General features: G+C 48.8%; 24 protein-coding genes and 1 pseudogene. 20 read left to right on the forward strand and 5 right to left on the reverse strand.

The window, feature by feature from the left end; all coding sequences use genetic code 11:
* The 16 genes from H6F88_RS01215 to H6F88_RS01285 form a co-directional block, all read left to right on the forward strand.
* Positions 1-2,476 (forward strand): AAA family ATPase (locus H6F88_RS01215; protein ID WP_190640932.1); only part of this gene is annotated, 2,476 nt, incomplete at its 5' end.
* A gap of 34 nt (positions 2,477-2,510) precedes the next feature.
* Positions 2,511-2,834 carry a nickel-binding protein gene (locus tag H6F88_RS01220; RefSeq protein ID WP_190640933.1) on the forward strand — a complete coding sequence of 108 codons (324 nt, stop codon included), beginning with the start codon at positions 2,511-2,513 and terminating at the stop codon, positions 2,832-2,834.
* A gap of 307 nt (positions 2,835-3,141) precedes the next feature.
* Complete coding sequence (locus H6F88_RS01225; RefSeq protein WP_190640934.1) at positions 3,142-4,215, forward strand: class I SAM-dependent methyltransferase; 1,074 nt, start codon at positions 3,142-3,144, stop codon at positions 4,213-4,215.
* Between the two features lie 13 nt (positions 4,216-4,228).
* Positions 4,229-4,387, forward strand: coding sequence for a hypothetical protein (locus H6F88_RS01230; RefSeq protein ID WP_190640935.1), 159 nt, complete (start codon positions 4,229-4,231; stop codon positions 4,385-4,387).
* Positions 4,384-4,659 (forward strand): hypothetical protein, encoded by a 276-nt coding sequence (locus tag H6F88_RS01235; protein ID WP_190640936.1) that lies wholly within the window; start codon positions 4,384-4,386, stop codon positions 4,657-4,659. The genes H6F88_RS01230 and H6F88_RS01235 overlap by 4 nt, the downstream gene beginning before the upstream one ends.
* A 134-nt stretch (positions 4,660-4,793) precedes the next feature.
* Positions 4,794-6,104: a hypothetical protein gene (locus tag H6F88_RS33795; protein WP_190640937.1), complete on the forward strand. Its 1,311-nt coding sequence runs from the start codon at positions 4,794-4,796 to the stop codon at positions 6,102-6,104.
* A 64-nt stretch (positions 6,105-6,168) separates the two neighbouring features.
* Entirely contained in the window at positions 6,169-6,513 is a 345-nt protein-coding gene (locus H6F88_RS01245) for a hypothetical protein (RefSeq protein ID WP_190640938.1), read from the forward strand.
* An 81-nt stretch (positions 6,514-6,594) separates the two neighbouring features.
* Positions 6,595-6,933, forward strand: a complete 339-nt coding sequence (locus H6F88_RS01250; protein WP_190640939.1) for a hypothetical protein — start codon at positions 6,595-6,597, stop codon at positions 6,931-6,933.
* Between the two features lie 43 nt (positions 6,934-6,976).
* Complete coding sequence (locus H6F88_RS01255; RefSeq protein WP_190640940.1) at positions 6,977-7,729, forward strand: DUF6585 family protein; 753 nt, start codon at positions 6,977-6,979, stop codon at positions 7,727-7,729.
* Positions 7,730-7,867: 138 nt separating this feature from the next.
* On the forward strand, positions 7,868-9,571 hold the full coding sequence (locus H6F88_RS01260; protein ID WP_190640941.1) for a hypothetical protein: 1,704 nt from the start codon (positions 7,868-7,870) through the stop codon (positions 9,569-9,571).
* A gap of 53 nt (positions 9,572-9,624) precedes the next feature.
* Entirely contained in the window at positions 9,625-10,482 is an 858-nt protein-coding gene (locus tag H6F88_RS01265) for an alpha/beta fold hydrolase (protein ID WP_190640942.1), read from the forward strand.
* Between the two features lie 167 nt (positions 10,483-10,649).
* Positions 10,650-10,835 carry a hypothetical protein gene (locus H6F88_RS01270; protein ID WP_190640943.1) on the forward strand — a complete coding sequence of 62 codons (186 nt, stop codon included), beginning with the start codon at positions 10,650-10,652 and terminating at the stop codon, positions 10,833-10,835.
* A 27-nt stretch (positions 10,836-10,862) separates the two neighbouring features.
* Positions 10,863-11,072 (forward strand): hypothetical protein, encoded by a 210-nt coding sequence (locus H6F88_RS01275; protein WP_190640944.1) that lies wholly within the window; start codon positions 10,863-10,865, stop codon positions 11,070-11,072.
* 39 nt (positions 11,073-11,111) lie between these two features.
* On the forward strand, positions 11,112-11,246 hold the full coding sequence (locus tag H6F88_RS33800) for a hypothetical protein (RefSeq protein ID WP_277882129.1): 135 nt from the start codon (positions 11,112-11,114) through the stop codon (positions 11,244-11,246).
* 62 nt (positions 11,247-11,308) lie between these two features.
* On the forward strand, positions 11,309-11,782 hold the full coding sequence (locus H6F88_RS01280) for a GNAT family N-acetyltransferase (protein WP_190640945.1): 474 nt from the start codon (positions 11,309-11,311) through the stop codon (positions 11,780-11,782).
* Positions 11,783-11,828: 46 nt separating this feature from the next.
* Positions 11,829-12,638, forward strand: a complete 810-nt coding sequence (locus tag H6F88_RS01285; protein ID WP_190640946.1) for a hypothetical protein — start codon at positions 11,829-11,831, stop codon at positions 12,636-12,638.
* A 296-nt stretch (positions 12,639-12,934) separates the two neighbouring features.
* Here H6F88_RS01285 and H6F88_RS01290 read toward each other — a convergent pair whose 3' ends face one another.
* Both H6F88_RS01290 and H6F88_RS01295 read right to left on the reverse strand, forming a co-directional pair.
* Positions 12,935-13,168, reverse strand: coding sequence for a hypothetical protein (locus H6F88_RS01290; protein ID WP_190640947.1), 234 nt, complete (start codon positions 13,166-13,168; stop codon positions 12,935-12,937).
* A gap of 199 nt (positions 13,169-13,367) precedes the next feature.
* Complete coding sequence (locus H6F88_RS01295) at positions 13,368-13,823, reverse strand: hypothetical protein (protein ID WP_190640948.1); 456 nt, start codon at positions 13,821-13,823, stop codon at positions 13,368-13,370.
* Positions 13,824-14,637: 814 nt separating this feature from the next.
* On the opposite strand from H6F88_RS01295, the gene H6F88_RS01300 reads away from it, so the two are divergent.
* The 4 genes from H6F88_RS01300 to H6F88_RS01315 all read left to right on the forward strand — a co-directional run bounded on the left by H6F88_RS01300 (position 14,638) and on the right by H6F88_RS01315 (position 20,091).
* On the forward strand, positions 14,638-16,446 hold the full coding sequence (locus H6F88_RS01300; RefSeq protein ID WP_199333399.1) for a heme peroxidase family protein: 1,809 nt from the start codon (positions 14,638-14,640) through the stop codon (positions 16,444-16,446).
* Between the two features lie 331 nt (positions 16,447-16,777).
* Positions 16,778-18,451: a GMC oxidoreductase gene (locus H6F88_RS01305; RefSeq protein ID WP_190640949.1), complete on the forward strand. Its 1,674-nt coding sequence runs from the start codon at positions 16,778-16,780 to the stop codon at positions 18,449-18,451.
* Between the two features lie 950 nt (positions 18,452-19,401).
* Positions 19,402-19,647: a hypothetical protein gene (locus H6F88_RS01310; RefSeq protein WP_190640950.1), complete on the forward strand. Its 246-nt coding sequence runs from the start codon at positions 19,402-19,404 to the stop codon at positions 19,645-19,647.
* Between the two features lie 66 nt (positions 19,648-19,713).
* On the forward strand, positions 19,714-20,091 hold the full coding sequence (locus H6F88_RS01315; RefSeq protein ID WP_190640951.1) for a hypothetical protein: 378 nt from the start codon (positions 19,714-19,716) through the stop codon (positions 20,089-20,091).
* A 167-nt stretch (positions 20,092-20,258) separates the two neighbouring features.
* Here H6F88_RS01315 and H6F88_RS01320 read toward each other — a convergent pair whose 3' ends face one another.
* From H6F88_RS01320 to H6F88_RS01330, 3 genes and pseudogenes are all read right to left on the reverse strand, one after another.
* On the reverse strand, positions 20,259-21,092 hold the full coding sequence (locus H6F88_RS01320; RefSeq protein ID WP_190640952.1) for a calcium-binding protein: 834 nt from the start codon (positions 21,090-21,092) through the stop codon (positions 20,259-20,261).
* A 377-nt stretch (positions 21,093-21,469) separates the two neighbouring features.
* Complete coding sequence (locus H6F88_RS01325) at positions 21,470-21,616, reverse strand: hypothetical protein (RefSeq protein WP_190640953.1); 147 nt, start codon at positions 21,614-21,616, stop codon at positions 21,470-21,472.
* A gap of 81 nt (positions 21,617-21,697) precedes the next feature.
* Positions 21,698-22,527 (reverse strand): annotated as a pseudogene (locus H6F88_RS01330) (IS1 family transposase).
* Positions 22,528-22,582 lie beyond the last annotated feature (55 nt).

A 22,582-nucleotide genomic window follows, 5' to 3' on the forward strand; every position in this document is an offset into this window, starting at 1 on the left:
TGGCGATCGCGCCAATGCCCTGCAAATTTACCATCGCTGCATGAGTGTGCTGCGTGAGGAGTTAGGTGTTGATCCGAGTCCCAACACACGCAAGCTGTATGAACAACTGCTGCTGGAAGACGAACCAGCGAGAGCCGAAGCACCTGTTCAGCCTCCGGTCACTATGCGATCGTCAGCACTATCACATCCGATTAACCGGAAGTCATCCGCCCTGCCGCTGGTTGGACGCAAACGCGAGTGCAGCTTGATTTGCGAGTGGGCCAGCGCAGACAGCCGTGAGGCTTCCCAATTGCTGCTACTGACTGGCGAACCGGGCATTGGCAAAACTCGACTGCTCGAAGAACTCCGAGAAATCGTGCCAGTCACCCTCTGGGGACGCGCATTTGCTGCTGAGATGGTGCGACCTTACGGTGTCTGGATCGATGCCTTGCGTTCAGTAACGCTGCCGGCCACTGTTCCACCAGAGTTAGGCTTTTTGTTGCCAGAGGTTGGGCAACCTGTCGCCGCACCCCCCGACCGCAGCCACCTGTTTGATGCCGTCGTGCAACTGCTGGCGACATGGGCAAGTCAAAGTCCGCTGATGGTGATACTCGATGACATTCAGTGGATTGATGAAGCTTCGTCTGCGCTACTGAACTACGCAACACGGTTGCTAAGTCATCTCCCCGTCAAATTTGCCTGCACTGCTCGTTCTGGAGAGTTGTCACAGAAGGCGGCGATTTCGCAGGTGATACAGGTGCTGAGACGAGAGCAGCGGTTAAAAGCCATTGAATTACAAGCCTTCGATCGCGGTAGCACGGCTGAATTGATTCGCAGCGTCAACGCGGATCGCTCATTCAATTTATCGGTAGAAACAGTCGATCAAGTCTTTACCGACAGTGGCGGCAATCCATTATTTGTGTTGGAGATTGCTCGCGCTTTCTCTCAAACCCACTCGACTCATGCAGACCATGCGGACAATTTGGAAGCGTTAATTCGCGATCGCCTGGAGAAGTTAGAGGATGAAGCTCGCGATCTGCTTCCCTGGGCAGCCGCATTCGGACGCAGCTTCAAACCCACAACGGTCGCTCAGGTAGCAGACTACCCGCTGCCTCAACTGCTCATGGCGATCGAACAGCTTGAGCAGCAGGCGATTATTCGTCCCAGCACTTCAACTGGAAAGGAAATTGGATACGACTTTGCCCACGATATTGTGCGGCAAGTGGTCTATCGGCAAATCTCAGGACCGCGCCGTCAGTTAGTGCATTGGCAGATTGCCCACAAGCTGAATCAAGCCTCGACCTCAGATCATGCCTTAGTTAGCGATATTGCCCACCATGCGGCACTGGGTTGTGATTATAAACTCGCTGCTTCTGCTGCACTACTGGCTGCCGAACGTTGTCTCAAACTATTTGCTTACGCAGAAGCGACTGCACTGGCAGAACGCGGCATCCAGCACTGTCAATCGCTCGATCAGCAAACTCAAATTCGGCTACAGTTGGGACTGTTACAGGTCTGGGTGATGGCCGGGGTGACAAACGATCGCGCTATTCACTTAGAAGCTGAGATCCAGCAGTGGATGGCGCAAGCAAAGCGATTGGGCTTGAAAGAAGACGAAGCGATCGGGTTGGAAGCATTAACGATACTGCACTTTAATCAAAGCAGATTTGCCAATTTTCACCAGCACTCTCTGCAAGCTGCCGAAATCAGTCTCAAAGCCAGTCCTGCAACAGCAGCACGATTGTTAGCACTCAGCGCCTCCTGTTTATTTGAACTGGGACGCGACATGGAACGGGCAGAAGCTTTGCTGCTAGAGGCGCAATCGCTGGCTGCCAGAGTTGACCTACAGCTAATTGATCTTTCCGCTGGATTGGCGTGGATTCATTACCACAAGGGCCGTTATGCTGAGGCACGAGCCATGATGGAGCAGGCATGGAAACAGTCGCAGGTTGAACAGGACCACTGGCGCGAATGTCTTGATGCCAGCTATCTGGCAATGCTGGAACTGGAAATTGGCGACCCGGCAGCAGCACTGCCATACTGTCAGGCAATGGCGATCGTGGCTGCCAAGATGCAAGGCGAAGGAAGCGAAGGCGCGATCGCTGCCGCTCTGGAGGCCCTGGCAAACTACAAGCTGCAAAGAGCCGGAGCCGAAGTGAAACTGCAACAGGCGATCGCGACACTGCGACAAATTGATGCGAAGCGAATGTTGTCCTATGTGCTGAATGTAGCGGCTGGGATGGATTTAGCATCCCAGCGCCAAGAATTGGCAGCCGTTCGAGCCGAAGCTGCTCTAGAAGCCGCTCAAATCAAAAATCATGCCAGCGAAACGGCTTCTGCTTGGGCAATTCTGATTCATAGCCTTGTCGAATTGAAGGATTTGGAGCGGGCAACCGCACAGTTTGAAGCACTCTATCCTCACATCGATCGCTGTCAATTGAGTGCTTATGCCCAGGTATGGTTCGATCGAACGATGCAGCTCATGCAAAAACGATGATTCGTCTAACACAAAGCTCATAAGGAGAAGTGACATGATTCATGTGGTTGTTGAACGCGAGTATGATGCTCCATTTGATAAAAAAGCTTGGTTGGAGGCAGACCTTCGACTCCTACCCTGTTTAGAAGCTCAAGGTGTAAAGTGGATTCGCTCTTACGTCTCGCTGGATGGACAGCGCGTGATCTGCGAATTTGAAGCACCGGATGCTGAATCGATCCGCAGCGCTTTTCGTAGAACAGCGGTTGCATTCGAGCGGGTCTGGGTATCAGAAGTGCTAGATCCAAGCCAAGATTTGGGTGCGTGGGTAGAGAAACCTCATCCTGGAGTTGCCATAGCAGAGCAAACGCCCACTGCCTGAATCATTCCTGTCCACAATACGCTGTTAAGCGGCTGCAAGGTTGTCTGTCGCTCAATCGCATTAAAGTTACTTCTGACCTGAATGAGACTGGTCTTGCATTCATTCAGGCAGCTTTGTGCAAATTTGGATTGCCCTTCGATCGAGACTAATTGCTGAAGGTTTAAAGCCTTGAGATCGTTTCACATTCTGCTTTTCAAGTTTGGAGCGGTTTGGGAGCGATTTGGGAACGGTTTGGGAGCGAGCGGCTCGTTACCTTGATTTCAGATGCAAACAGAGCATCAGAAATCTGTTATCCCAGGAACCAACTATGACCGCTCAAACCCTCGATACACCCAAAGCCGAAGCATTTGTCGATCGAATGCTGAACATCCTCAACAGTGGCGCACTCGCGCTGATGACCTCGATTGGGCATCGCACCGAATTGTTCGACACGATGGCAGAACTGCCCCCTTCCAGCAGCCAGCAAATCGCCAATGCCGCTGGGCTGAACGAACGCTATGTACGCGAATGGCTCGGTGCAATGGTCACAGGTCGTGTTGTCGAGTATGACGCGATCGCCAAAACCTACACACTACCCGCAGAACACGCGGCACTGCTCACCAGAGTGGTCGCCTCTGACAATATTGCCGTGTTTGCTCAGTACATTCCGCTGCTTGGATCGGTAGAAGAGCAAATCATCGACTGTTTCTACAAAGGCGGTGGCGTTCCCTATTCTGAGTACAAACGCTTTCACGCGGTGATGGCAGAGGATAGTGGTCAAAGCACGGTGTCTGCACTGTTTGATCACGTTTTGCCGCTGATTCCCGGACTGACCGAATCGCTGCAACAAGGCATTGCTGTTCTTGATGTGGGCTGTGGTAGCGGACGTGCCCTCAACAAGCTAGCGGCAGCTTTTCCTAACAGCCGCTTTACGGGCTACGACTTTTCTGAAGAAGCAGTTGCCCATGCAACTGCAGATGCTCAACTGCGAAAGCTGGGCAACATCGAGTTTCAGGTCAAGGATGCCGCAATGATCGAGGAGCGCGATCGCTACGACTTGATTACCACCTTTGATGCAGTTCACGATCAGGCAAAGCCAGATGTGGTGCTGCGAAACATTCACAACGCACTGCGATCGGATGGCGTTTATCTAATGCAGGACATTCACGCCACAACCGATGTCGGTGGCAACCTTGATCATCCGATCGCCCCTTTGCTTTACACCGTCTCCTGTATGCACTGCATGAGTGTTTCGTTGGCCTATGGCGGCATGGGATTAGGCGCAATGTGGGGCAAAGAAAAGGCGCTAGAACTGCTGGCGAACGCAGGGTTTAAGCAAGTCGAAATTAAGCAGCTAGCGCACGATTTTCAGAACGACTATTACATCGTTCGCAAGCACTAGAGCAGGCAAAACCATGTGCAAAATCTGTGTACTCGCGGCACGGTATCCCCGTGCTCCTCAGGATTCGCTTGTCCTTAATCTCAGCCAATTTGCATCAGCGATCGCGGCTAAGCCGTTGATTGAATCCTCTCAAACTCCATCAGCTCGATCGACTCAGGAGAATACATCATGAAACATCAATCTGTGAACTACCAAACGCTAGAAGCTGTAATTCATTCAGCATCACATAAACACAGAAAATTAAGCTTGACCTCAAACATTGCTCGCCTTTGGAATCGAATTGTTGAATCGATCATTGCTATCAATGAACTCAAGATTTACTCACTCACAAGCAGATCGGGTATTGGGTATTGGGTAATCTACGATCCGCTGCTAGCGCGCAGAGTCTTCTTCAATTCCGAAGCAGAAGTACGGGAATGGCTCGATCGCCGCTACTACGAATAAATCCATGATTTGAGTCAACTTCGGCTCAATCTAACAGTCTGCTCTTTGCATTGCAGCAATGAACTCACCTTCATTGTCCAGAGTTCTTGCGTCCAAATTTCTCAAGTTCAACTACATTCTCAAGGAGACTAATCATGGCACAGGTATCTGAAACCGCCAACAACGATACATTTGCAACCGCAACTAATCTAGGCAACATTCGCAATAGCCCATTTGTTCGAGGTGATTTGTTTGGCACTGATACGGCTGATTTCTTCAAGTTTCAGGTTGATCGCCCTACCAAAGGCGGCATTGCCGTGATTCCACAGGGTGTTGATCCGAATTTGGTGCTGTTCAATAGTAGCGGTCAAGTCATCAGGAGTTCTGTCAATCCCGGAAATGCAACAGAAGGAATCTCGTTTGACAATTTGCCGACAGGTGAATATACCGTGCTAGTCAGTAAATCAACTGGCAGTGGCAGCTACACGCTCAGCGCCAACGGAACTGCGATTACTCGTGCCGAGTTGAGTGTGACAGTCGATCGGGTTACGGCGCTCAGTAGCTTTGACACTCCGGTTCCATTTACAAATTTCGGTCAGGCTGATTTTTTCATCAACAGCTCCCTTGACGGAGCAAACTTGAAAAGCAGGGTTTTTGGTAACGACAACGATATCAGCCCTAACTTCACTCTGAGCAAATCTGTTGATATCAACAAATCAGTGTTTAATGGAAGCGTTTCCGTCAAGGAGGATGATACTCCTTCTGACGATACGGCGGATATTAATCCTGGTTCTGGAACAGGTCTAAATTTCACATTTAACGCCCTCAAAAATGAAGTTCAACCTGGAACAGCTAGTACGTTTCCAATTAAACGTGAGGGAGAACTCATTACGGTAGAGGGAAATTCTGGTGACAGAGCAAGAGTTTCTTTACATGTAGACTACAACACCTTCACCTCATCAACGTCCAGCTTCAACAACAACACACCTGTTATCCGTGGTACTAACGCCAGCCAGAATCTGATCGGACAAAATCAGAGCGGCATTCTCTACGGCGAAGGTGGTAATGATAGACTTCTGGGCATGGGCGGTAATGATGCTCTATGTGGTGGCACAGGTAACGACAGGATTAATGGTGGCACTGGCAACGACATTAGCTATGGCGGGGCAGGGCGTGACGTTCACATAGGCGGCACTGGCAGAGACACCTTTGTGCTAACGCTCGATAGTGGCGTAGATGTGATCAGAGACTTCCAGAACGGCAGGGATAGGCTGGGTCTGTCAATGGAGTTGAATCCTGAAATTCTCGACATTGTGCAGCAGGGCAAAAACACCATAGTCGGTGTGGGCGATCATCGGCTTGCAGTGCTTTCCAACGTTAAAGCAAGTCAGATTACTGCTGCTGATTTCGTCACCGTTGATTTCACCCGCTTCAAAGGTATGGAAGTGCCCACCTTAGTGGCATAAAAAGGTGCCTTCATCGGGCAGCGTTATGTCTGCTGCCCTTCTTTTTCTTCATTGAGATTTTGCAATGGAACCGTATATTGTGTTTGCTTTGTTCATCTTGGCGATCGGAATAGTGGGCAGTGTTGTGATTGGTGTCCCCAGCGTCTTGCTGCTAAGAACTGAGCTGAAACAATACAGCGGTTCTCGACGATTTGCCCTCACTGCTTGCTGCGGACTGAGCGGGGTCGCCACACTCTTACTCACTGCATTATGGAGCCTATCTCTGACGCTAAACCTGGCTCATCTAAGTACAGGTCCTTCTGCTGATGAACTTGTTGCCTGGATCAAAGCGTTCATCGGCTTCGGTCTGTCACCGGGGCTAAGTCTGTTCTCAGCAGGACTAACCAGCCTTTGCTGGAGAAGAAGTTGAATTTCACATTAGCGGCATAAAAGATTGTTCAATCTGCCGATTTTGCCTCCATTGGTCTTCTCTTTCTCCATTGGAACTGCTATGGCGCTGTTTATTCTGTTCGCTTTGTTAATCGGATTGATTGGCAGCATTTTGATTGGTACACCTGGCATTTTGTTATTAATCACTAAGCTGCAACAACACACTGGATCTCAACGCTGCGTTCTTGCTACTTACTGTGGAATGAGCGCGACCCTTACCCTTTTGCTCACCACATCGTGGAGCCTGTCACAGTTCCGAACTATCACACCTCCAGACGGTGGAGCACCCACCCCCGATGATGCTCTTGCCTTACTAAAAGCTTGGATTGGCTTCGGTCTTGCACCAGGTCTGAGCCTATTCTCAGCAGGATTAACCAGCCTTTGCTGGAGAAGAAAGTGAAGCTTCCAATCCTCCAACAATATCGTTCATTCAGAATCTAGCTATGAACTCCTCCGCATCGTTCGCCCCTCAAGCTTTAGGTCAACTCCTTGGAGAATTTAACTGGCACAAACCGAAAGCAAAACGGCTATTTGTGGTCTGGTGTTTAATGATCCCAGTTTCGCTGTTTAGCTGGTTGTTCTTAATTGGTATTCCTGCAACCGTTCTCGCAATTCACTTTGCTCGTCGATCGTGGCAGCGATGGCGATCGCCTCAACCTGTTGTCCTACTCTACGAGCATGGTTTGATCGATCAACGCAAATCTGAATCTGTCATAGTGTTCTATACAGATGTGGAAATTCTACTGGTTGCAATCATCTGGTTAGGAGGAATCACAGGCTGTCTATGTACTTTGCAAACCAAAGACGGGCGCAAGCTGCAGTTTGATGAGCATCTCGCGCAGATTAAAGATTTAAGCTACATCTTGCAGGAACAGATGGTACGCGAGCAATTGCCGAATGCGATCGCCACCTACCGCCAAGGATTATCTATTGATTTCAAGCATCTGGCTGTGACCCCTGATGGACTGGTAATGGGCAAGAAACATTTACCCTGGCACGAGTTTGATTCTGCCACGGTGATTCAATCTCGAACTCGCAAATACATTCACACCTTCATCGAGATTAAGCAGAGGGGTCAGCAACAATTTTGGGCACGTCTCGATCAAAAGACGTTTCCAAACATGGCACTGTTTTTTGCCCTACTCGATCGCATTCAAAACTTAGAAAAGCGTGACGATACTTTTAGTCAGTTTTGAATCGTTCGCAAACGAAGAGCATATCGATTGCAGGTGAATCAACAGAAAGCGTGTCTGAACAGGCTTGCTAATAGTGCTCAACGCGATCGCGCTGCGCCTCTCCAAACTCTACTTCTCCTTTTCTATGAGGTAAATACCATGAATCAACGGTTGAAATTTTACAAAACTCTGTTCGTTGGATCGCTCCTCACCACGCTACTGCTGACCTATCCGATCAGCTGGGCGGGAAGTGCGATCGCTCATTCTGTAGACGATTATGCTCAAGGTCCAAATGCTTCTGCATCTACAGTTCCACTGTTCGAGGGGTTAGGCAGCTATAGCCATTCGATCTCCACCACAAATGCTCAGGCTCAGCGCTATTTTGATCAGGGCTTGATTTTGTCCTACGGCTTCAATCATGCTGAAGCACTGCGATCGTTCCAGCAAGCTGCCCAACTTGATGCCAACTGCGCCATGTGCTACTGGGGCATGGCTTATGTGTTGGGACCGAACATTAATGCGGCGATGGAAGATGGAGCCGTTCCCACTGCTTGGGAAGCAATTCAACAAGCGATCGCCCTCAGTGAGTATGCTAGCCCCAAAGAACGAGCCTACATTGCAGCACTTGCCACCCGTTACACCGCTGAACCCGTCCAAGACCGCACAGCCCTCAATCTTGCCTATGCCAACGCCATGCAGCAAGTGGCGCAGCAGTATCCTGACGACCCTGATGCCGTCACGCTGTTCGCAGAAGCGCTGATGGACACCACCCCTTGGGACTACTGGGAAGCGGACGGCACCCCAAAACCCGAAGGGGCAGAAATCATCGCCACGCTCGAATCGGTGCTGCAACGTCACCCAAATCATCTAGGAGCGCTGCACCTGTACATTCATGCAATGGAAGCCGAACGTCCAGAACTCGCAGCCCAAGCTGCCGATCGCTTGCGGGATCTCAACATCAACACCGGACATCTGATCCACATGCCAGGTCATATCTACATCCGGGTGGGACGCTACCACGATGCAGTTATTGCTAATCAACTAGCGGCAGCCGCCGATGCCCATTATGCTCACCAGCATGATCCAGAAGGCACTTACCCGGTTGCCTACATGCCCCATAACCATCATTTTCTCTGGTACGCTGCTGTGATGTCAGGTGAGCGAGAGGTGGCACTGCAAGCAGCTCACGACACAGTTTCTCTAGTTGATCAATCCTTAATTCGAGAAGCAGGCTACGGCACCTTACAGCATTACGCCGTGATTCCGCTTTACACCTATGTCAAATTCGGCATGTGGGATGAGATTCTGGCGCAACCTGCTCCAGCTGAAGATTTGGTTTACCCAACCGGGGTTTGGCGCTTTGCTCGTGGTATGGCATACACCGCCAAAGGTCAGCTTCAACAAGCAAGTCAGGAACTCGAGAAACTCAGAACGATCGCTGCCAATCCTGCCCTGGAAGGGGTAACAATTTGGGACATTAATACTACGGCTCATCTACTTAAGATCGGTTCTGAAGTGTTGGCAGGAGAACTCGCTGCGAAGCAGGGCAACTTTGAAGCGGCGATCGCGCACCTGCAACAAGGCGTTGAACTCGAAGACAGCCTCAATTACGACGAACCCGCCCCCTGGTATTCCCCGGTGCGGCAAACATTAGGAGCTGTACTGCTGCAAGCGAATCGTCCTATGCAAGCGGAGCAAGCCTACCACGAAGATCTGGCAACTTATCCAGAAAACGGCTGGTCGCTGTATGGATTGGTGCAAAGTTTACGAGCGCAGGGCAAAGAGCAGGAGGCACAGCAAGTACAGTCCCGATTTGAGCAGGCTTGGCAATATGCCGATACCTCGATCGCTGCTTTGCAGTAGTCGTTATGTAAAGTGTTTCCCTAATTTGCAATTCTTCTCAAGAACTTGACTCATTGGGATTATTTCATGCAATACCTTACCTCACCGACCCTCACAACCATTTCCTACGACAAATATGGCAGCGGTCACCCCTGGTACTTGTACATGGTGCCTTCAGCAACCACAACACCAACTGGGGGTTTGTAAAACCTCTACTCGAGCAGCAGTTCACCGTTTATGCGATCGCTCGTCGCGGACGGGGTGAAACAGACGCAACTGAAGGTCACAGTCTTGATGATGAAAGTATGGATGTCGTGACCCTGATTCAGGCGATCGATGAACCCATTTTCCTTCTGGGTCACTCCTATGGTGCTCAAGTTGCCCTTGCTGCAGCGAACAAAGTTCCTAACCGCGTGCTGAAACTCGTGCTTTACGAGGCTCCATACCCGCAAGCGCTCAGCAAGGAGGCTCTGACGCAGCTAGAGGCACTGGTACAGTCAGATTGTTGGGAGGACTTTGCAATCACCTTCTTCCGCGATGTTCTATTTGTCCCGGTTAAGGAGCTAGATGAACTGCAAGCCACCGATCTTTGGTCGCCAATTATTGCCGATGCAAAGGCAACGCTAGGCGATCTGCGGGCAATGGTCAGATACAGTTTCAAAGCCGATTGCTTTCGGGATCTTGCAATCCCGGTGCTGCTCCAGATTGGCAGCGAAAGCCCTCGTGACCTTTATGTGACTGATGCGATCGCTGCCGTCCTGCCTGATGCTCGCATTGAAAAGCCCGGTTTGAGCAAGCTTGGCATCATGCAGACATCTCGCTTACAGTCTCACGGTAAGGAAACGCTCGGTGTTGGTTGGCTGCTGACCAACACCGACCAAAAGGGTAACTTAAACAGCAGGGAAACAGGACTTGATGGGGTGCATTCATGACAACGGAACATCCACTCGCTTCAGGGCTGTGGACTGACGTTGAACAATGAAATACGTTGCCCATCGGTGAGACATTAGTGGTTCTGTTTAGCCCAAGAGCAATCACAAGATAGGATGATGACCACCGAAACAACCATTACAACTCGTTCCGCATTGGGTGAAAAGATATGAAAGATTGGTACAAAGAAGACCTTGCTTATATTCACGATGCGGGTCACAGCAATTACGCGCTCAAATCTGCTCCAGGTATTCTCGATATCCTGGCTCAAAACAATATTCGAGAAGGTTTAGTAGTTGACTTGGGCTGCGGTAGTGGGCGATCGGCATTAGAACCTACGAAAGCTCATTACTAGGTACTTGGAGTCGATATCTTTGAGTCGATGCTGGCAATTGCTCAAGCCAGGGTTCCAGATGCTCAGTTTCGAGTTGAATTGTTGTTTAAAGTCGATATTCCATCTTGTAATGCGGTGATTTCAATTGGAAAATGTTTGAATTACTTCTTTGATAAAGATAATACTGACCCAGTACTGACTCAACTTTTCGATCGCATCTATCACGCCTTAATCCCAGAGGGCGTTTTCATCCCATAAGAACCCAGTCGTAATTCATCCAGAGAGATTGGTAAGTTTTTGCACAATTTTTTTATGCTTGGGCGATCGCACCTGCAAGTCGATACAGAGCAGTGGAGAGCACTCGCAGTTAAAGAAACGCTAGAGGTCGAGTTTGAAACGGGAGCGATCGAACTCAAAACTTATAGCCTCTGAACCTGGACTACCGCGAGGACAATCCGTCAGACCACTTTAGAACGATGAATGGAGTAAGCAAGATGAAGATTCGCTTGTTTGAAACACAAGATGCTGAACAAGTCGCACGATTGTTTCACGAAACAGTTCATGCAGTGAATATTCGCGATTACTCAAGCAATCAAGTCAATGCATGGGCACCCGATGATGTTCACTTTAGAAATTGGGCAGAGGTATGCTCAAGCCGATTTACTCATGTTGCGGATGACGAAGGCGTCATTGCAGGATTTGGAGAACTAGAAGTGAATGGACATATTGACTGCTTCTACTGCCACAAGAACTATCAGCGTTGCGGAGTAGGCAAGCAACTCTATCGGACGATCGAAGCAAAAGCGATTGAGCTAGAGTTGAACCTTCTATTTGTTGAAGCCAGTATTACTGCAAAGCCATTTTTTGAGCGGATGGGATTTTCAGTTGTTAAAGAGCAGAAAGTTACTCGACGGGGTGAAATACTCATCAATTATGCGATGGAGCAGTTCCTCAACCAACGCCACTGAAAAAATTTTGCTCCCAGTCCTATGCTCAATCAATGGAAGTGATTCGATGAACACAAAATCTCACCGTTCGTTAGGTCGGACTCTATTTCTCTCTGCTCTCGCGACGACAAAACCCACTCAATTGTTAGAGAGTGATATCTGGACGGCGCATGTTCTGCCGCATAGCGCGATCGAAGAACTTGCCCCACAACTTTGGCATGTCACAGGTATCCTGCCCGGCGTTGTGCCACCCCGCGAAATGGTGCTGTACCGCCTACCAGATTCGACGCTGCTCATTCACAGTGCGATCGCCCTCAATGAAACAGAAATGCAGAAGCTAGAAGCATTAGGAACTCCCGCTATCTTGATTGTTCCCAATCGAATTCATCGCCTGGATGCGGCAGTATATAAACAGCGTTATCCCCAACTGACAATCGTTTGTCCAGCAGCGGCAAAACCGTATGTTGAAGCGGTTGTCGCTGTCGATGGCACAGCTGAGGAAATTTTACCCGCTTACGGAATTGTCTGCCATCAACCTGCGGGAGTTTATGAGCAAGAACTGGTTTATGAGCTTCCCCTATCGGTTGGAAAAGCACTGGTTTTTACGGATATTCTGTTTAACCTAACGCCAGCCTATCTGCAAGCGACGATTCCTGAGCGCGGTTCACTGTTTGGTTGGTTAGGGGCGAGCGGTTTCTTTGGCATGACTCGATTTGGGCGCTGGTTTTTTCTAGAGGATCGCGCTACCTACCGAGCATGGTTAACCTCATTAGCAGACGGTATTCCTGATCTGCGTGTCATCTCTGTCGCGCACGGTTGCCCGATTACTGACAATTGTGCTCAACATCTGCGGCAGTCCGCCGCTCGCCTACGGTAGCTTGTTGGCGTTCGATTGCCCCAAAGCCTTTTACTCGTAATTTAGGGTTGTGTCACAAATATTTTCAACTGAAGAATGATTTGTATCTTTCACATTGCTCCAAGCAACAACCCCAATGCGGGTAGCTCTATAAGGCTCACTGCAATGGGTTCTGTCGCAAAAAATCTTTTTAACTCTACCTACAGAGTTGTATTATGCATACTTCAGCACTGCAAATAGTGTTTCCTAAAGTTTTTGCGACAGAACCCACCAGCTTACCCTTCAGCATCCTCCGGCAAGAACTATACAGAAGTGCATTACCACTCATATTCCAACTCGCCCCGATTGATTTTGCCTACAAGTTTCGAGTACAGTTGCAATGCTTCTGGAACTATCTTTTGGTGTGCAAAAGCAATGGTTTTGATTTGTTCTAATTCGTCATGAGAGAGCCAATCGTCTGAAATCGCCGCTTCAATCGTCCTCCTCAGTTCTTCTAATTGTTTGACTTCTTCCGGTGAAAGTTCTTCAGTCGAAAAATGTTCAACTTCCATGATGATTGTCTCCTTTAAATTAATTACCGTCATCTAGACCATTCAAAAGAACGCTGAGAGTGACATCTGATCTCTACTTAGAGTGCTTGAAGGGTCGCTGTCACTAGATGTCATCAGATGCAACTAGGTTAGGGCTTATTGTTTTGGTTAGCGTTGGATAGCTGATGCCTCACGTAAAGGCGTTCAAGGGATAAAGATGTTAACCTTGACCATCTGCCGAAATCCCGTATCGATAAGCACGTCCATTTTTATAAGCCGTAAAGTTGGTTGAGCCATGAAACCGGACCATGAATTGATCGGTAGCTGAACTGCCGTTCATTCTAATGGTCACGCTAATTGTGTCCTCAGATTCGACTTGCCAAGAGCCTTGCCCCAGGTTATCAGCGCGAACGGTTCCATTTTGGGAAAACACCCACGGCACCTCATGGAAATCAGAATTACGCCCATTCTCCGCAGTCTCAACTAGCCACGACGTGTTGCCAACCTGCAGAAAGGTATGGGTTCCACAGACAACACTACTATCTATTGTCATGACGCAAGTCGTGAATTCTTGAGCAACTGCTGTCATAGGAAGCCCCAAGAGCGTGGCACCCAGCACGCAACTGGTTATCCATTTGTTGAGTTTGGGAACGGGAAAAGAAATGAATGGTTTCATCGTGAAAATCCTCTGTTTTGAACGACTTAGATGAAGATGAGCAGGCTAAAGCTTCCAGAGACAACTCACTTGCTGAAGCCAGTTGAGGTGCATGGGGAGTAGAAATGTTGACTTGTTGAAAGTCTTGGGTAGCGTTGGGGTGAGAGGGTTTTACTTTGGTTCTCTGGGCTGTTTCTCATCACTCTTTTACTGTAGGCGGTGGTCTTGCTGGTGGCGATGGCTAGAAATTAGGGAAAGTTATGGACTTGGTTAAGGGAGCTGAGTAGAAACTGACATTGTTGACGAACCATTGCCTCATATCCTAAAAACGCTGAATCTTTGTCATTCTCTTGCTGAAACCGATTGAGTTTTGTAAATCGCACCCCTTCAATTACCCCCTAATGGGTGAGCTACTTCAGAGTAAAACCGCTTAATGTTGAATCTATCGCTCATTCAGCAGAGGCAGTGAGCTTATATAGCAGAAAATATGGCAACGAGACGTATCCAAACAAGCGCCAAACGGTTCTTGCCATTCGAAAGCAGCAGCTCGCAGTTTTCATGCCTATTGCTCCACAGGAGAAGTTTTAGCACTCAGACACGCTTTTATCAGGATTGAGCATAAGACTCCATAGTCCTTCATCGGTCGTTCTATAAACTTGCCTGTTATGCCTCATGAACAAACTCGTAGCAGCAATTTTATGTCTCCTTCCCCACCTCCGTGTCCTAATCTCATAGAGCGTTGAAATGAGTTGAGTGGCAAAGTTAATTCATAAAGGAAGATAACCTGCTGGTGAATTTCGGATCTTTGTAGAGAGTTGGTAGAGCAGTGTAAGCCATGATTACCAACGAGCTAAGCAAAACAACAAAAAGAGAAAATAAGATGCAACAAAGTGAGCAAACTCTGAAAAGTGGGCAAGTTCTGTCTAACATCAAGCATGGTGGACACATTCTGGAAGATAAATCTCCGCAGGCGGCTGAGTTAGCTAGGAAGCAGGAGTCCATTACCCTAGCTGCGGATGCGGTGGGCGATGAAGACCCTTTTGAAACGAAATTCGACTATCTTTTCCTAGATCTGACGACCGATCCAGCAGCTCACCTGCCAGCGGACGACCCTGCCACGGTTGTGACTGCTCTTAAGGCTTTGGGTGATGCCATGGTGGAAGACTCCTTATCACCGGGAGAAGATCCTTTACAGCCAACAGAGAACTCGACGATCCCCCCGGTCTACACCTATTGGGGGCAGTTTATCGACCATGACCTGACTGCTAATACAGATCGCGATTCAACGACCAGTGACATTACTGTTCCTAATCTGAAGCCACTTCCTCCAGAAGAGGTTGTGATGAAGCTGAAGAACCTGCGGCAGCCGACGGTCAATCTTGATAGTGTCTACGGTGATGGACCAACGGTTGATTCAAGCAACCCAACTCGGGCAAGCAGCTTCTATGACGGTATCAAGTTCAAGGTTGGCACCGTTGCCACAAACCCGCCAGGTACACCTGAAGGTGAAGGAATTCCTGGGGATTTCATTCCTCCCGATGGTGATTTGCAACGGGATTTGCCACGTGTTAATAAGATTGCGCAAATTGCCGATGCTCGTAATGACGAGAACCTCATCATTGCGCAGCTCCACACTGCCTTTTTACGCTTCCACAATGCGGTTGTAGATTGGTTGCAGACCAACGAACCTAGCTACAAGGGTGGAGAGTTTCAGCTGTTTGAGCGTGCTCGACAGCTCACTCGTTGGCACCATCAGTGGCTTGTCGTCCACGATTATCTGAAGACCATAACGATCGCCGGGATACCCGATAAGATCTTGCTTAGTGGACCAAAGCACTACGCACCACGCAACGGCGAACCATTTATGCCGCTGGAATTTTCCGTTGCAGCTTATCGTTTCGGGCACACTATGGTTCGTGCTGCCTATGACCACAACCGCAACTTTGGACGCCCCGGTAGGGTGATCCCGAACGCATCCTTTGATTTACTCTTTGCCTTTACCGGCAACGGATTCACGCGCGATCGAGAAGACCCGACTAAAGTTATCCCGAACCCGTTCCTTGGTCAGACCGATGTGCTGCCCTTTAACTGGATCATTGAGTGGGATCGCTTCGTCAACAAGGGCAGTTTCTTCCCTGATCACTTCGCACGCAAGATTGATACTCGTTTGGCACCTCCCCTCAAAGACATGGTTAATGAGGGTAATGATGAGCCTGATCCAAACTTTAAGATCATCCTAAAGCGCCTGGCTCGACGCAATCTCCTGCGTGGATATCTACTCAATATTCCAACAGGACAGAGTGTCGCGAAGGCAATGGGTGTAGACCCTTTGAGCTCTGATGAACTGCGCCTAGGCAACAGCGGAAGCTTAAACCAAGTTCTGGAAGAGAACGGCTTTCTCAATCGGACACCGCTCTGGTTCTATGTGCTCAAGGAGTCTGAGGTTCGTGCTAACGGTAACTCGCTTGGAGAGCTTGGCAGTCGCATCATTTGCGAGACGATTATCGGTCAAATTCTTAATGACCCAGAGTCCTATCTCAGTCAGAAAGGCGGTTGGGACCCTAGCCAAGGTGTGAAGCTATCCAACGGTGATCCGATCGTGACTATTGGTGACTTCATCCAGTTTGCTGGCATCCCTGCATGAGCAAGCAAACCTCGATATGGAGATTGAATTTTGCGACACTCGGTTTCTCCTGAATTGAGGGTAGGTTCGACCCGTTTGCAGTAAACCTCGACAATTTGTTGAGAAGTTTGAATGCTAACCAGCTTGAGAATTGGCGATCGCTGAAGCAGATAAAGTCAGTGTGTAGAGAACTGTTGGGTTTCCTTCGTCAACCTAACTTCCAGGCGAGCGATCGCACTACCTTCGACTTTGAGATGTTCCGGTTCAACATCAATTTATATCTCTATTTAGCGACGCCATTTACTCTAGCGGTTAAAGCAGAGACTTACAAACAAAGATTAGGGAAAGAGAGATGCCATTTCAAAACAACTACGTAAATTTAGTTGCAGAGAAGACCCAAGCCCACACCCGCTTGATCCGAGACTATGACGGTGCCAACAGAGATTTTGACTTCATTATCATTGGTTCCGGAATGGGTGGCGGCTTTCTGTCCGACGACCTAGCGGATCGGCTGGGTCAGAGTCATCGCATTCTGGTGTTGGATGCTGGTTCCTTCATTTATCCCACACATGTTTACAACATCAGTCGGGTACCCAACGATACTGTGGCAAAGCATTTTGGCGTCGATAACTTTAAGCAGCCACCAAGCGATTCTCATTTCATTGGTGAAAAGCCCCAATTAGCTTTTGGTGGACGCTCCATCTTTTGGTCAGGTCTAATCCCGGATATTCAGGACTGGGAACTGGAGTTCTTCCCAAACAACGTTCGCCAGGATTTGGACACACGTTACCTTGAGCTGGCTGGCGAACGAATGAATGAGTCGATCTCACTGGGCAGAAAAGCAAAGGAATTGGTGGAGCATTTCAGCAATAGTAGTCTGAATGATGATTTTTTGATACAGGAGACATCTCGCGCTCTGCATCAACCCTATCTCGAGTCCGATGGTACGCCGCGCAGTCAATTATTTACAGAACCGACTGGTGTCTTCAACACGGCTGAACTGCTCATTAATCAAGTGGGGTTAACACCTGGTGCGGAGCAAGATGGCAATGGACTCTTCATCAAGCTCAACAGCTTCGTAGAAGCCATTAACAACGTGCCATTTGATTGGTATGAAGTGAAAACCACCAATACCATCACAGGAGAGCAAGTTAGTTTTTATGCGCCTAAAGTCGTGATTGCCGCTGGTTCCACGGAAAGTCCCAAGCTGATCAATCGCTCTGCGATTTACCAAAATCTGCCCGATCGCGTTAAGCAGCTTGTAGGCTTCGGCTTAACGGATCATCCCGTTACTGGAGAGTCTCAGGCTTTTGTTTCGTCGTTCGGCAGAAATGGTCAAAGAATTTCTCTCAGCCGCCGTGATCATGCCAAGATCATCTTCTACTCACGCGGTAAGCTTGACGCTAACGGACATCTGATCTATCCCTTTAATATCGAGATGAACGTCAATCACGAATACTGGCACCTACGCAACAACGACCCCTCTGCTGAGCCAGTCGTTGACGATACAAGCAAGACCCGTATAGATATCAAGTTCAGCTTCGCCAATTGCCTGGATGATGATAACGGTATTTTCTCGCACGCCAACGACGGTTACACCCCCAACATCCGCTTCAAGAGATTCTCGATGCTGGATGATTTGTTGCAGTCCCGCTTCCCGGCTCTCGCGGGCTGGACGAAGGGGCGTCAGGATTTCTTCAATCTACTCAATCAAACGCGAGATCGTGTCTTTGCAGAATTCAATGATGTGAACTTGATTACTGGTGATTATGGCGAGGGCGAGGGCAAGCAATGGCCCTTCGGTTGGGGAACCGTACATCATGCCTGCGGCACTTTACGGATGCCGTGGAAGCCTAACCGCAATGCTAACTTCAACCAAGAGTCGATTGTGGACGAAGACCTCAAGGTTCGAGGCACTACCGGTCTGTATGTTTGCGATATGTCTGTCATGCCAATCAGTACTGCGGCAAATCCCGTCCGCACTCTTGCGGGTCTAGCCTTGCGACTGTCGCAACACTTGGGCTGAGAGAGTCACCAAGGCAGGAAACACACGGCAGCCGGTTGCGTTGCAGGAACAGGTAATGATACGTCGGCTCATCACTCACAATCTGTCGTTTAACACAGCATTTGGGCTCTTATGCTAGACACTGCTGGCGAATTATTTCTTCATGCCTAAATTACCCATTCCGTTGTTGTTCAATGATATTTAGCTAGAGAACGATAGAGATTCAGAACTTTCAGTTTGTTAAGCAACGTTTCGTCAGCAATGTCAGTATCCTATCGTTATCTCAAGGTTAGACGGTTACGCATCTGTGCTCTAATCTGCTGCTAGGATTAGTCTAAAATCTTTATCTTTGTTATCTTCAATGCAAAGGGAAGATGTCACCTTTTCCCACCGACTGGGTTGAAGAAAATGGATAACATAGCGGCTACAACTACTCAATAGGAACAGCATCGTGAATCCATAGCTAAGTACTACGCAGGCTCAAAGGTTTTGTAGTATAGAACACACCTGCATTGGTGAGTGCAGACGTTAAAGGACCTAGGCTAACTCTCAGAATTGCGAATTTTGGTAGAAGTAACTGGTAGGCGCATCTGACTTTTTTCTAACCTTCTATGACTGACACTGTGGATATGTAATGTGTAGACTTGGTTAAACCTATAGGCAGAGAGGTTGCTTTGTTCTCAGTGGTGTAAATACTTTAGATTCTCTGACAGACGTTAAGCTCAAAAATAACTCCACTGAACAATTCGGCTTGTCTACCTTACCATCGACCGATTTTTGCAACAGAACCTTAAGCAATACCGAATTAAGTGTTCATTCTAGCGGTTTTTGTCCTGGAGCAAGCAACAATGAGCATGTTTCGCCTTGCGGTCGGGCTACCGTACAAAGCTTCAATTAAGTTTCGTGCAGAGTACCCGTTAGCGATGGCTTTGCCAGAAGTTAATTGAAACGTTTTAAGAGGATTTTTTACAATGAAAACGGTATTACTCAGTATCCAAAAGTTTATTTTTGCTGAGAAAATCACGCTCTTGGAGGAGGAGCGCAAAACATTGGTTGCCCCCATCGACAATGAGGTAACTGCTGTTGATATCGATCAGGTTACAAACTTTGTAGATTTTCTAAACAACAATCAGGCGAATTATCGATCGCCATCAGCCAATACAGATGCCCTGGCTCTTAAAGTACTGGATGCCAGAGTAGGCGATGCCCAACATTAGGACAGGGGCGATCGCACAGTTGCAAACTGTTAAGGTTGAAAGGCTGAAGCATAGACAGTAACCTCAATGGCAGTAAGAAGCAATCCTTTCGCTCGCAGAGTAACCCTAATCGCTTTAACCATCCTTACGGGAATAGGGTTAACACTAGCTTCTCTACGTTATAAACAGCCAGCTATTTGTCAAGAACTCTGCACAGGAGCGCAACCCTGCCAAGTTGGACAGTGTAAGTTTGGAGAACAAAGAGCAGGCTTTCCAATTCCGTTCGTTCGAGATGCAGAGGGAGGCTCACCGACGAGTGGTTGGGGGAAGGTCGGGGCGGAAGATTATTTCTACGCCGATCTGAGAGGATTTGCCCTCAATGTCGCTGCCTATAGTCTTGCTTTAGGGCTGTTTCAAAGATTGGTAGGGTGGCTTCTGCGTTCATTACAGGGGCGGAGGTTGTGAAGGCTATTGGCGAAACATTGCATAACAGCCCTTCGGACTTCATCCCGTCCAGAATCCATTATCGTAACTTCTCGTTTCATGCCTTGATTCAGCAACGCCCAACTCCTTACCTGAAAGGAGGGCTGCGGTTTCGACCACAGCCCTCCCTAGTACCTGGACTACTCGGCTTAGCCCAAGAAGGTAAACACATTAGGGTTGTTGAGATAACCTGCAGAGTTGTTGACGAATTGAGTCGAGACATCCTGGAACACGGCAACCACATCATTTTTGTCTTGCTCAGAACCAATGTAAGTCAAAGCAACATCGGTAAAGGCATCGGTATTGGCTCTACCAAACCCCTGTCCCCAAGAGACGGGTGTGAGTCTGTAGTGTTGTGAGAAGCCGTCCAGTACAACGGAGTCTTGCTTGTTGTCCAGAGAAGCCTGAAAGTCTGTAATGAGGGCAAATCCTTTGGAATTAGCGGTGCTCAACAAATCGTCGTTCAGGTAAGACTGGTTGCCAGCGGCATCTGTCATCACAAAGACATCTGCCCCGGCACCGCCCGTTAGCCGATCAAACTCAGGTGTACCACCCCCGTAGCTGCGGATCGTGTCGTTGCCCACACCACCGTTGATAGCGTCATCTCCTGCCCCACCCCAGATTTGGTCGTTGCCTGCACCGCCCAGGATGCGGTCGTTGCCCACACCACCGAGAACAATATCGTTGCCCGCATCTGCACTTAGAATGTCGTCGCCTACTCCGCCATCCATTCGGTCGTCGCCTGCACCCCCTCGAATCCGGTCGTCGCCTGCTTCGCCAAACAGTCGGTCGTTGCCTGCTTCGCCAAATATTTGGTCATGTCCCACGCCGCCCAGGATGCGGTCGCTGCCATTGCCGCCAAATATTTGGTCAAATCCACCTCTGCCGTTGATGACGTCGTTGCCACCTAATCCTTTAATCAGATCGTCTTGCTGAGTACCACGAAGAACGTTGCTGCGGTTGTTGCCATTGATGGTTGCCATGATCGGGGTCTCCTCTTGTGGATGAATTGGATGTTGGTTGATGAGTTGATTGCAGTTTGAAGCGCAACACTGCAGAGCAATCTGCCCAGGCAGGAACCTTGCAGGTTGCAAGCTTTCCGGTGGGAGTTGCACTTGCTGATGCCATCTGGGAGAGATGACATGCAGCAGGTTGTGGAGTGACTTCAAGCTTTTGTGGAGGGAGCGAGTTGGGTTCGTTGTGTCGTTCCCGCTTCGTTCCTCATGTACATCAATGTATTCGCTAACCTCGGCGGTGGCGATGCCTAAAAGTTAGGGAAAGTTATGGTGTTTTTTAAGTCGCTTTGGCAGAGCATGATGGGGTGGTTGAAGCGGTGCGATGGAGACATACTTTCCAAAGGTTAAGCCGACCGTCTCGCCGGAATAACGGAATCTCGGGCTTTGCATTTTTCAATGTCTAGCCAATATTTAGGGTCGGCAGCATTGGGCGATCGCCTGGGCATTAACTCAACTTCTGCTTGCTCAAGTCTTTTAACAACCCTCTGCATTTAGTTCCGAGCGTCTCCCTTTGGTATTGCCCAGAAGTGGCGATCGCCCTTACTTTGAATGTTGCTGTCGCCGGTAGTGCATTAGATTAATGTGGGATAGGTGGCGATGTCGTGCCAAATCCATAATCGCGTCGTTAATCCTGCTCGTTGAGCAGCAGTGTTTTTGAGTCGGCTGTGTTGCCAAATCCAGTTGAAGTAACTCACGACTAACCGAGTTGTCACTTTGGTTTGTTCCCATAGTTTGCCGAACTTATTCTGTCGTCGGTGCCATCTCCCTGTTTGTTGCCGCACAATTCCATTGGTGCGCTCTAATCGCTGTGTTTTGTCTTTACCAATGTAATGTCCTATCTCTGGTGGCAGGACTCATTCGTATCCACCCCAATCATCAGTATTGAATTGCTTGCAGTGGGTCTTTCCTTCTGTGTTCACGACTAATTGCTCAATGAATGCATCCGTATGTTTGCCCACACAGGCAGTGAGAATCAAACCACTAGAGCAGGCAAGACTTAAACCAATCCAACAATTGCCCCGGTTCAGCTCCCCAGTTGTGCATTGCTTCTGTTTTTTGAAACAAATGACCACATCTCATCGGCACTAACTTCCTCAGTTTCGACCGCTTTAACTTCCCCGTTGTGTACCAATTGTGCTTTTTGGCTGGCAGCACGAATAATGCTGACGACTGTGTTGTAAGCCAGTTTAGTCGTGCGGCTAATCCCACGCAAACTACTGCCTTCACTATGCGCTTGCAGCACTTGGCGGATTTGTTCAGCTCTGATATGGCGACGATAGTAAAGACTATCAAAGGATTCACAGAAGGTTTGCAAGCAAGCAGGACAAAGATAACGTTGATGACCATTGGGCATCTTGCCGTATTTGTGAGCTTTGCTATGACCACACAGCGGACATTCCATCGTATTAGGTGACAATGCAGATGGGCTCTTCCCAGCTTTTGGTGCTCTTGGGATA

Source organism: Oculatella sp. FACHB-28, assembly GCF_014696015.1.
Classification (GTDB): Bacteria; Cyanobacteriota; Cyanobacteriia; order Elainellales; family Elainellaceae; genus JAAUTN01.

Excerpts from the sequence above, each read along its gene's own strand:
- H6F88_RS01255 (WP_190640940.1), top strand. The coding sequence starts at position 6,977 with ATGAACTCCTCCGCATCGTTCGCCCCTCAAGCTTTAGGTCAACTCCTT.
- H6F88_RS01220 (WP_190640933.1), top strand. The coding sequence starts at position 2,511 with ATGATTCATGTGGTTGTTGAACGCGAGTATGATGCTCCATTTGATAAA.
- H6F88_RS01300 (WP_199333399.1), top strand. The coding sequence starts at position 14,638 with ATGATTACCAACGAGCTAAGCAAAACAACAAAAAGAGAAAATAAGATG.
- H6F88_RS01275 (WP_190640944.1), top strand. The coding sequence starts at position 10,863 with ATGCTGGCAATTGCTCAAGCCAGGGTTCCAGATGCTCAGTTTCGAGTT.
- H6F88_RS01310 (WP_190640950.1), top strand. The coding sequence starts at position 19,402 with ATGAAAACGGTATTACTCAGTATCCAAAAGTTTATTTTTGCTGAGAAA.
- H6F88_RS01230 (WP_190640935.1), top strand. The coding sequence starts at position 4,229 with ATGTGCAAAATCTGTGTACTCGCGGCACGGTATCCCCGTGCTCCTCAG.
- H6F88_RS01325 (WP_190640953.1), bottom strand. The coding sequence starts at position 21,616 with ATGCAGAGGGTTGTTAAAAGACTTGAGCAAGCAGAAGTTGAGTTAATG.
- H6F88_RS01250 (WP_190640939.1), top strand. The coding sequence starts at position 6,595 with ATGGCGCTGTTTATTCTGTTCGCTTTGTTAATCGGATTGATTGGCAGC.
- H6F88_RS33795 (WP_190640937.1), top strand. The coding sequence starts at position 4,794 with ATGGCACAGGTATCTGAAACCGCCAACAACGATACATTTGCAACCGCA.
- H6F88_RS01290 (WP_190640947.1), bottom strand. The coding sequence starts at position 13,168 with ATGGAAGTTGAACATTTTTCGACTGAAGAACTTTCACCGGAAGAAGTC.
- H6F88_RS01295 (WP_190640948.1), bottom strand. The coding sequence starts at position 13,823 with ATGAAACCATTCATTTCTTTTCCCGTTCCCAAACTCAACAAATGGATA.
- H6F88_RS01260 (WP_190640941.1), top strand. The coding sequence starts at position 7,868 with ATGAATCAACGGTTGAAATTTTACAAAACTCTGTTCGTTGGATCGCTC.
- H6F88_RS01235 (WP_190640936.1), top strand. The coding sequence starts at position 4,384 with ATGAAACATCAATCTGTGAACTACCAAACGCTAGAAGCTGTAATTCAT.
- H6F88_RS01320 (WP_190640952.1), bottom strand. The coding sequence starts at position 21,092 with ATGGCAACCATCAATGGCAACAACCGCAGCAACGTTCTTCGTGGTACT.
- H6F88_RS01305 (WP_190640949.1), top strand. The coding sequence starts at position 16,778 with ATGCCATTTCAAAACAACTACGTAAATTTAGTTGCAGAGAAGACCCAA.
- H6F88_RS01225 (WP_190640934.1), top strand. The coding sequence starts at position 3,142 with ATGACCGCTCAAACCCTCGATACACCCAAAGCCGAAGCATTTGTCGAT.
- H6F88_RS01245 (WP_190640938.1), top strand. The coding sequence starts at position 6,169 with ATGGAACCGTATATTGTGTTTGCTTTGTTCATCTTGGCGATCGGAATA.
- H6F88_RS01280 (WP_190640945.1), top strand. The coding sequence starts at position 11,309 with ATGAAGATTCGCTTGTTTGAAACACAAGATGCTGAACAAGTCGCACGA.
- H6F88_RS01270 (WP_190640943.1), top strand. The coding sequence starts at position 10,650 with ATGAAAGATTGGTACAAAGAAGACCTTGCTTATATTCACGATGCGGGT.
- H6F88_RS01285 (WP_190640946.1), top strand. The coding sequence starts at position 11,829 with ATGAACACAAAATCTCACCGTTCGTTAGGTCGGACTCTATTTCTCTCT.
- H6F88_RS01315 (WP_190640951.1), top strand. The coding sequence starts at position 19,714 with ATGGCAGTAAGAAGCAATCCTTTCGCTCGCAGAGTAACCCTAATCGCT.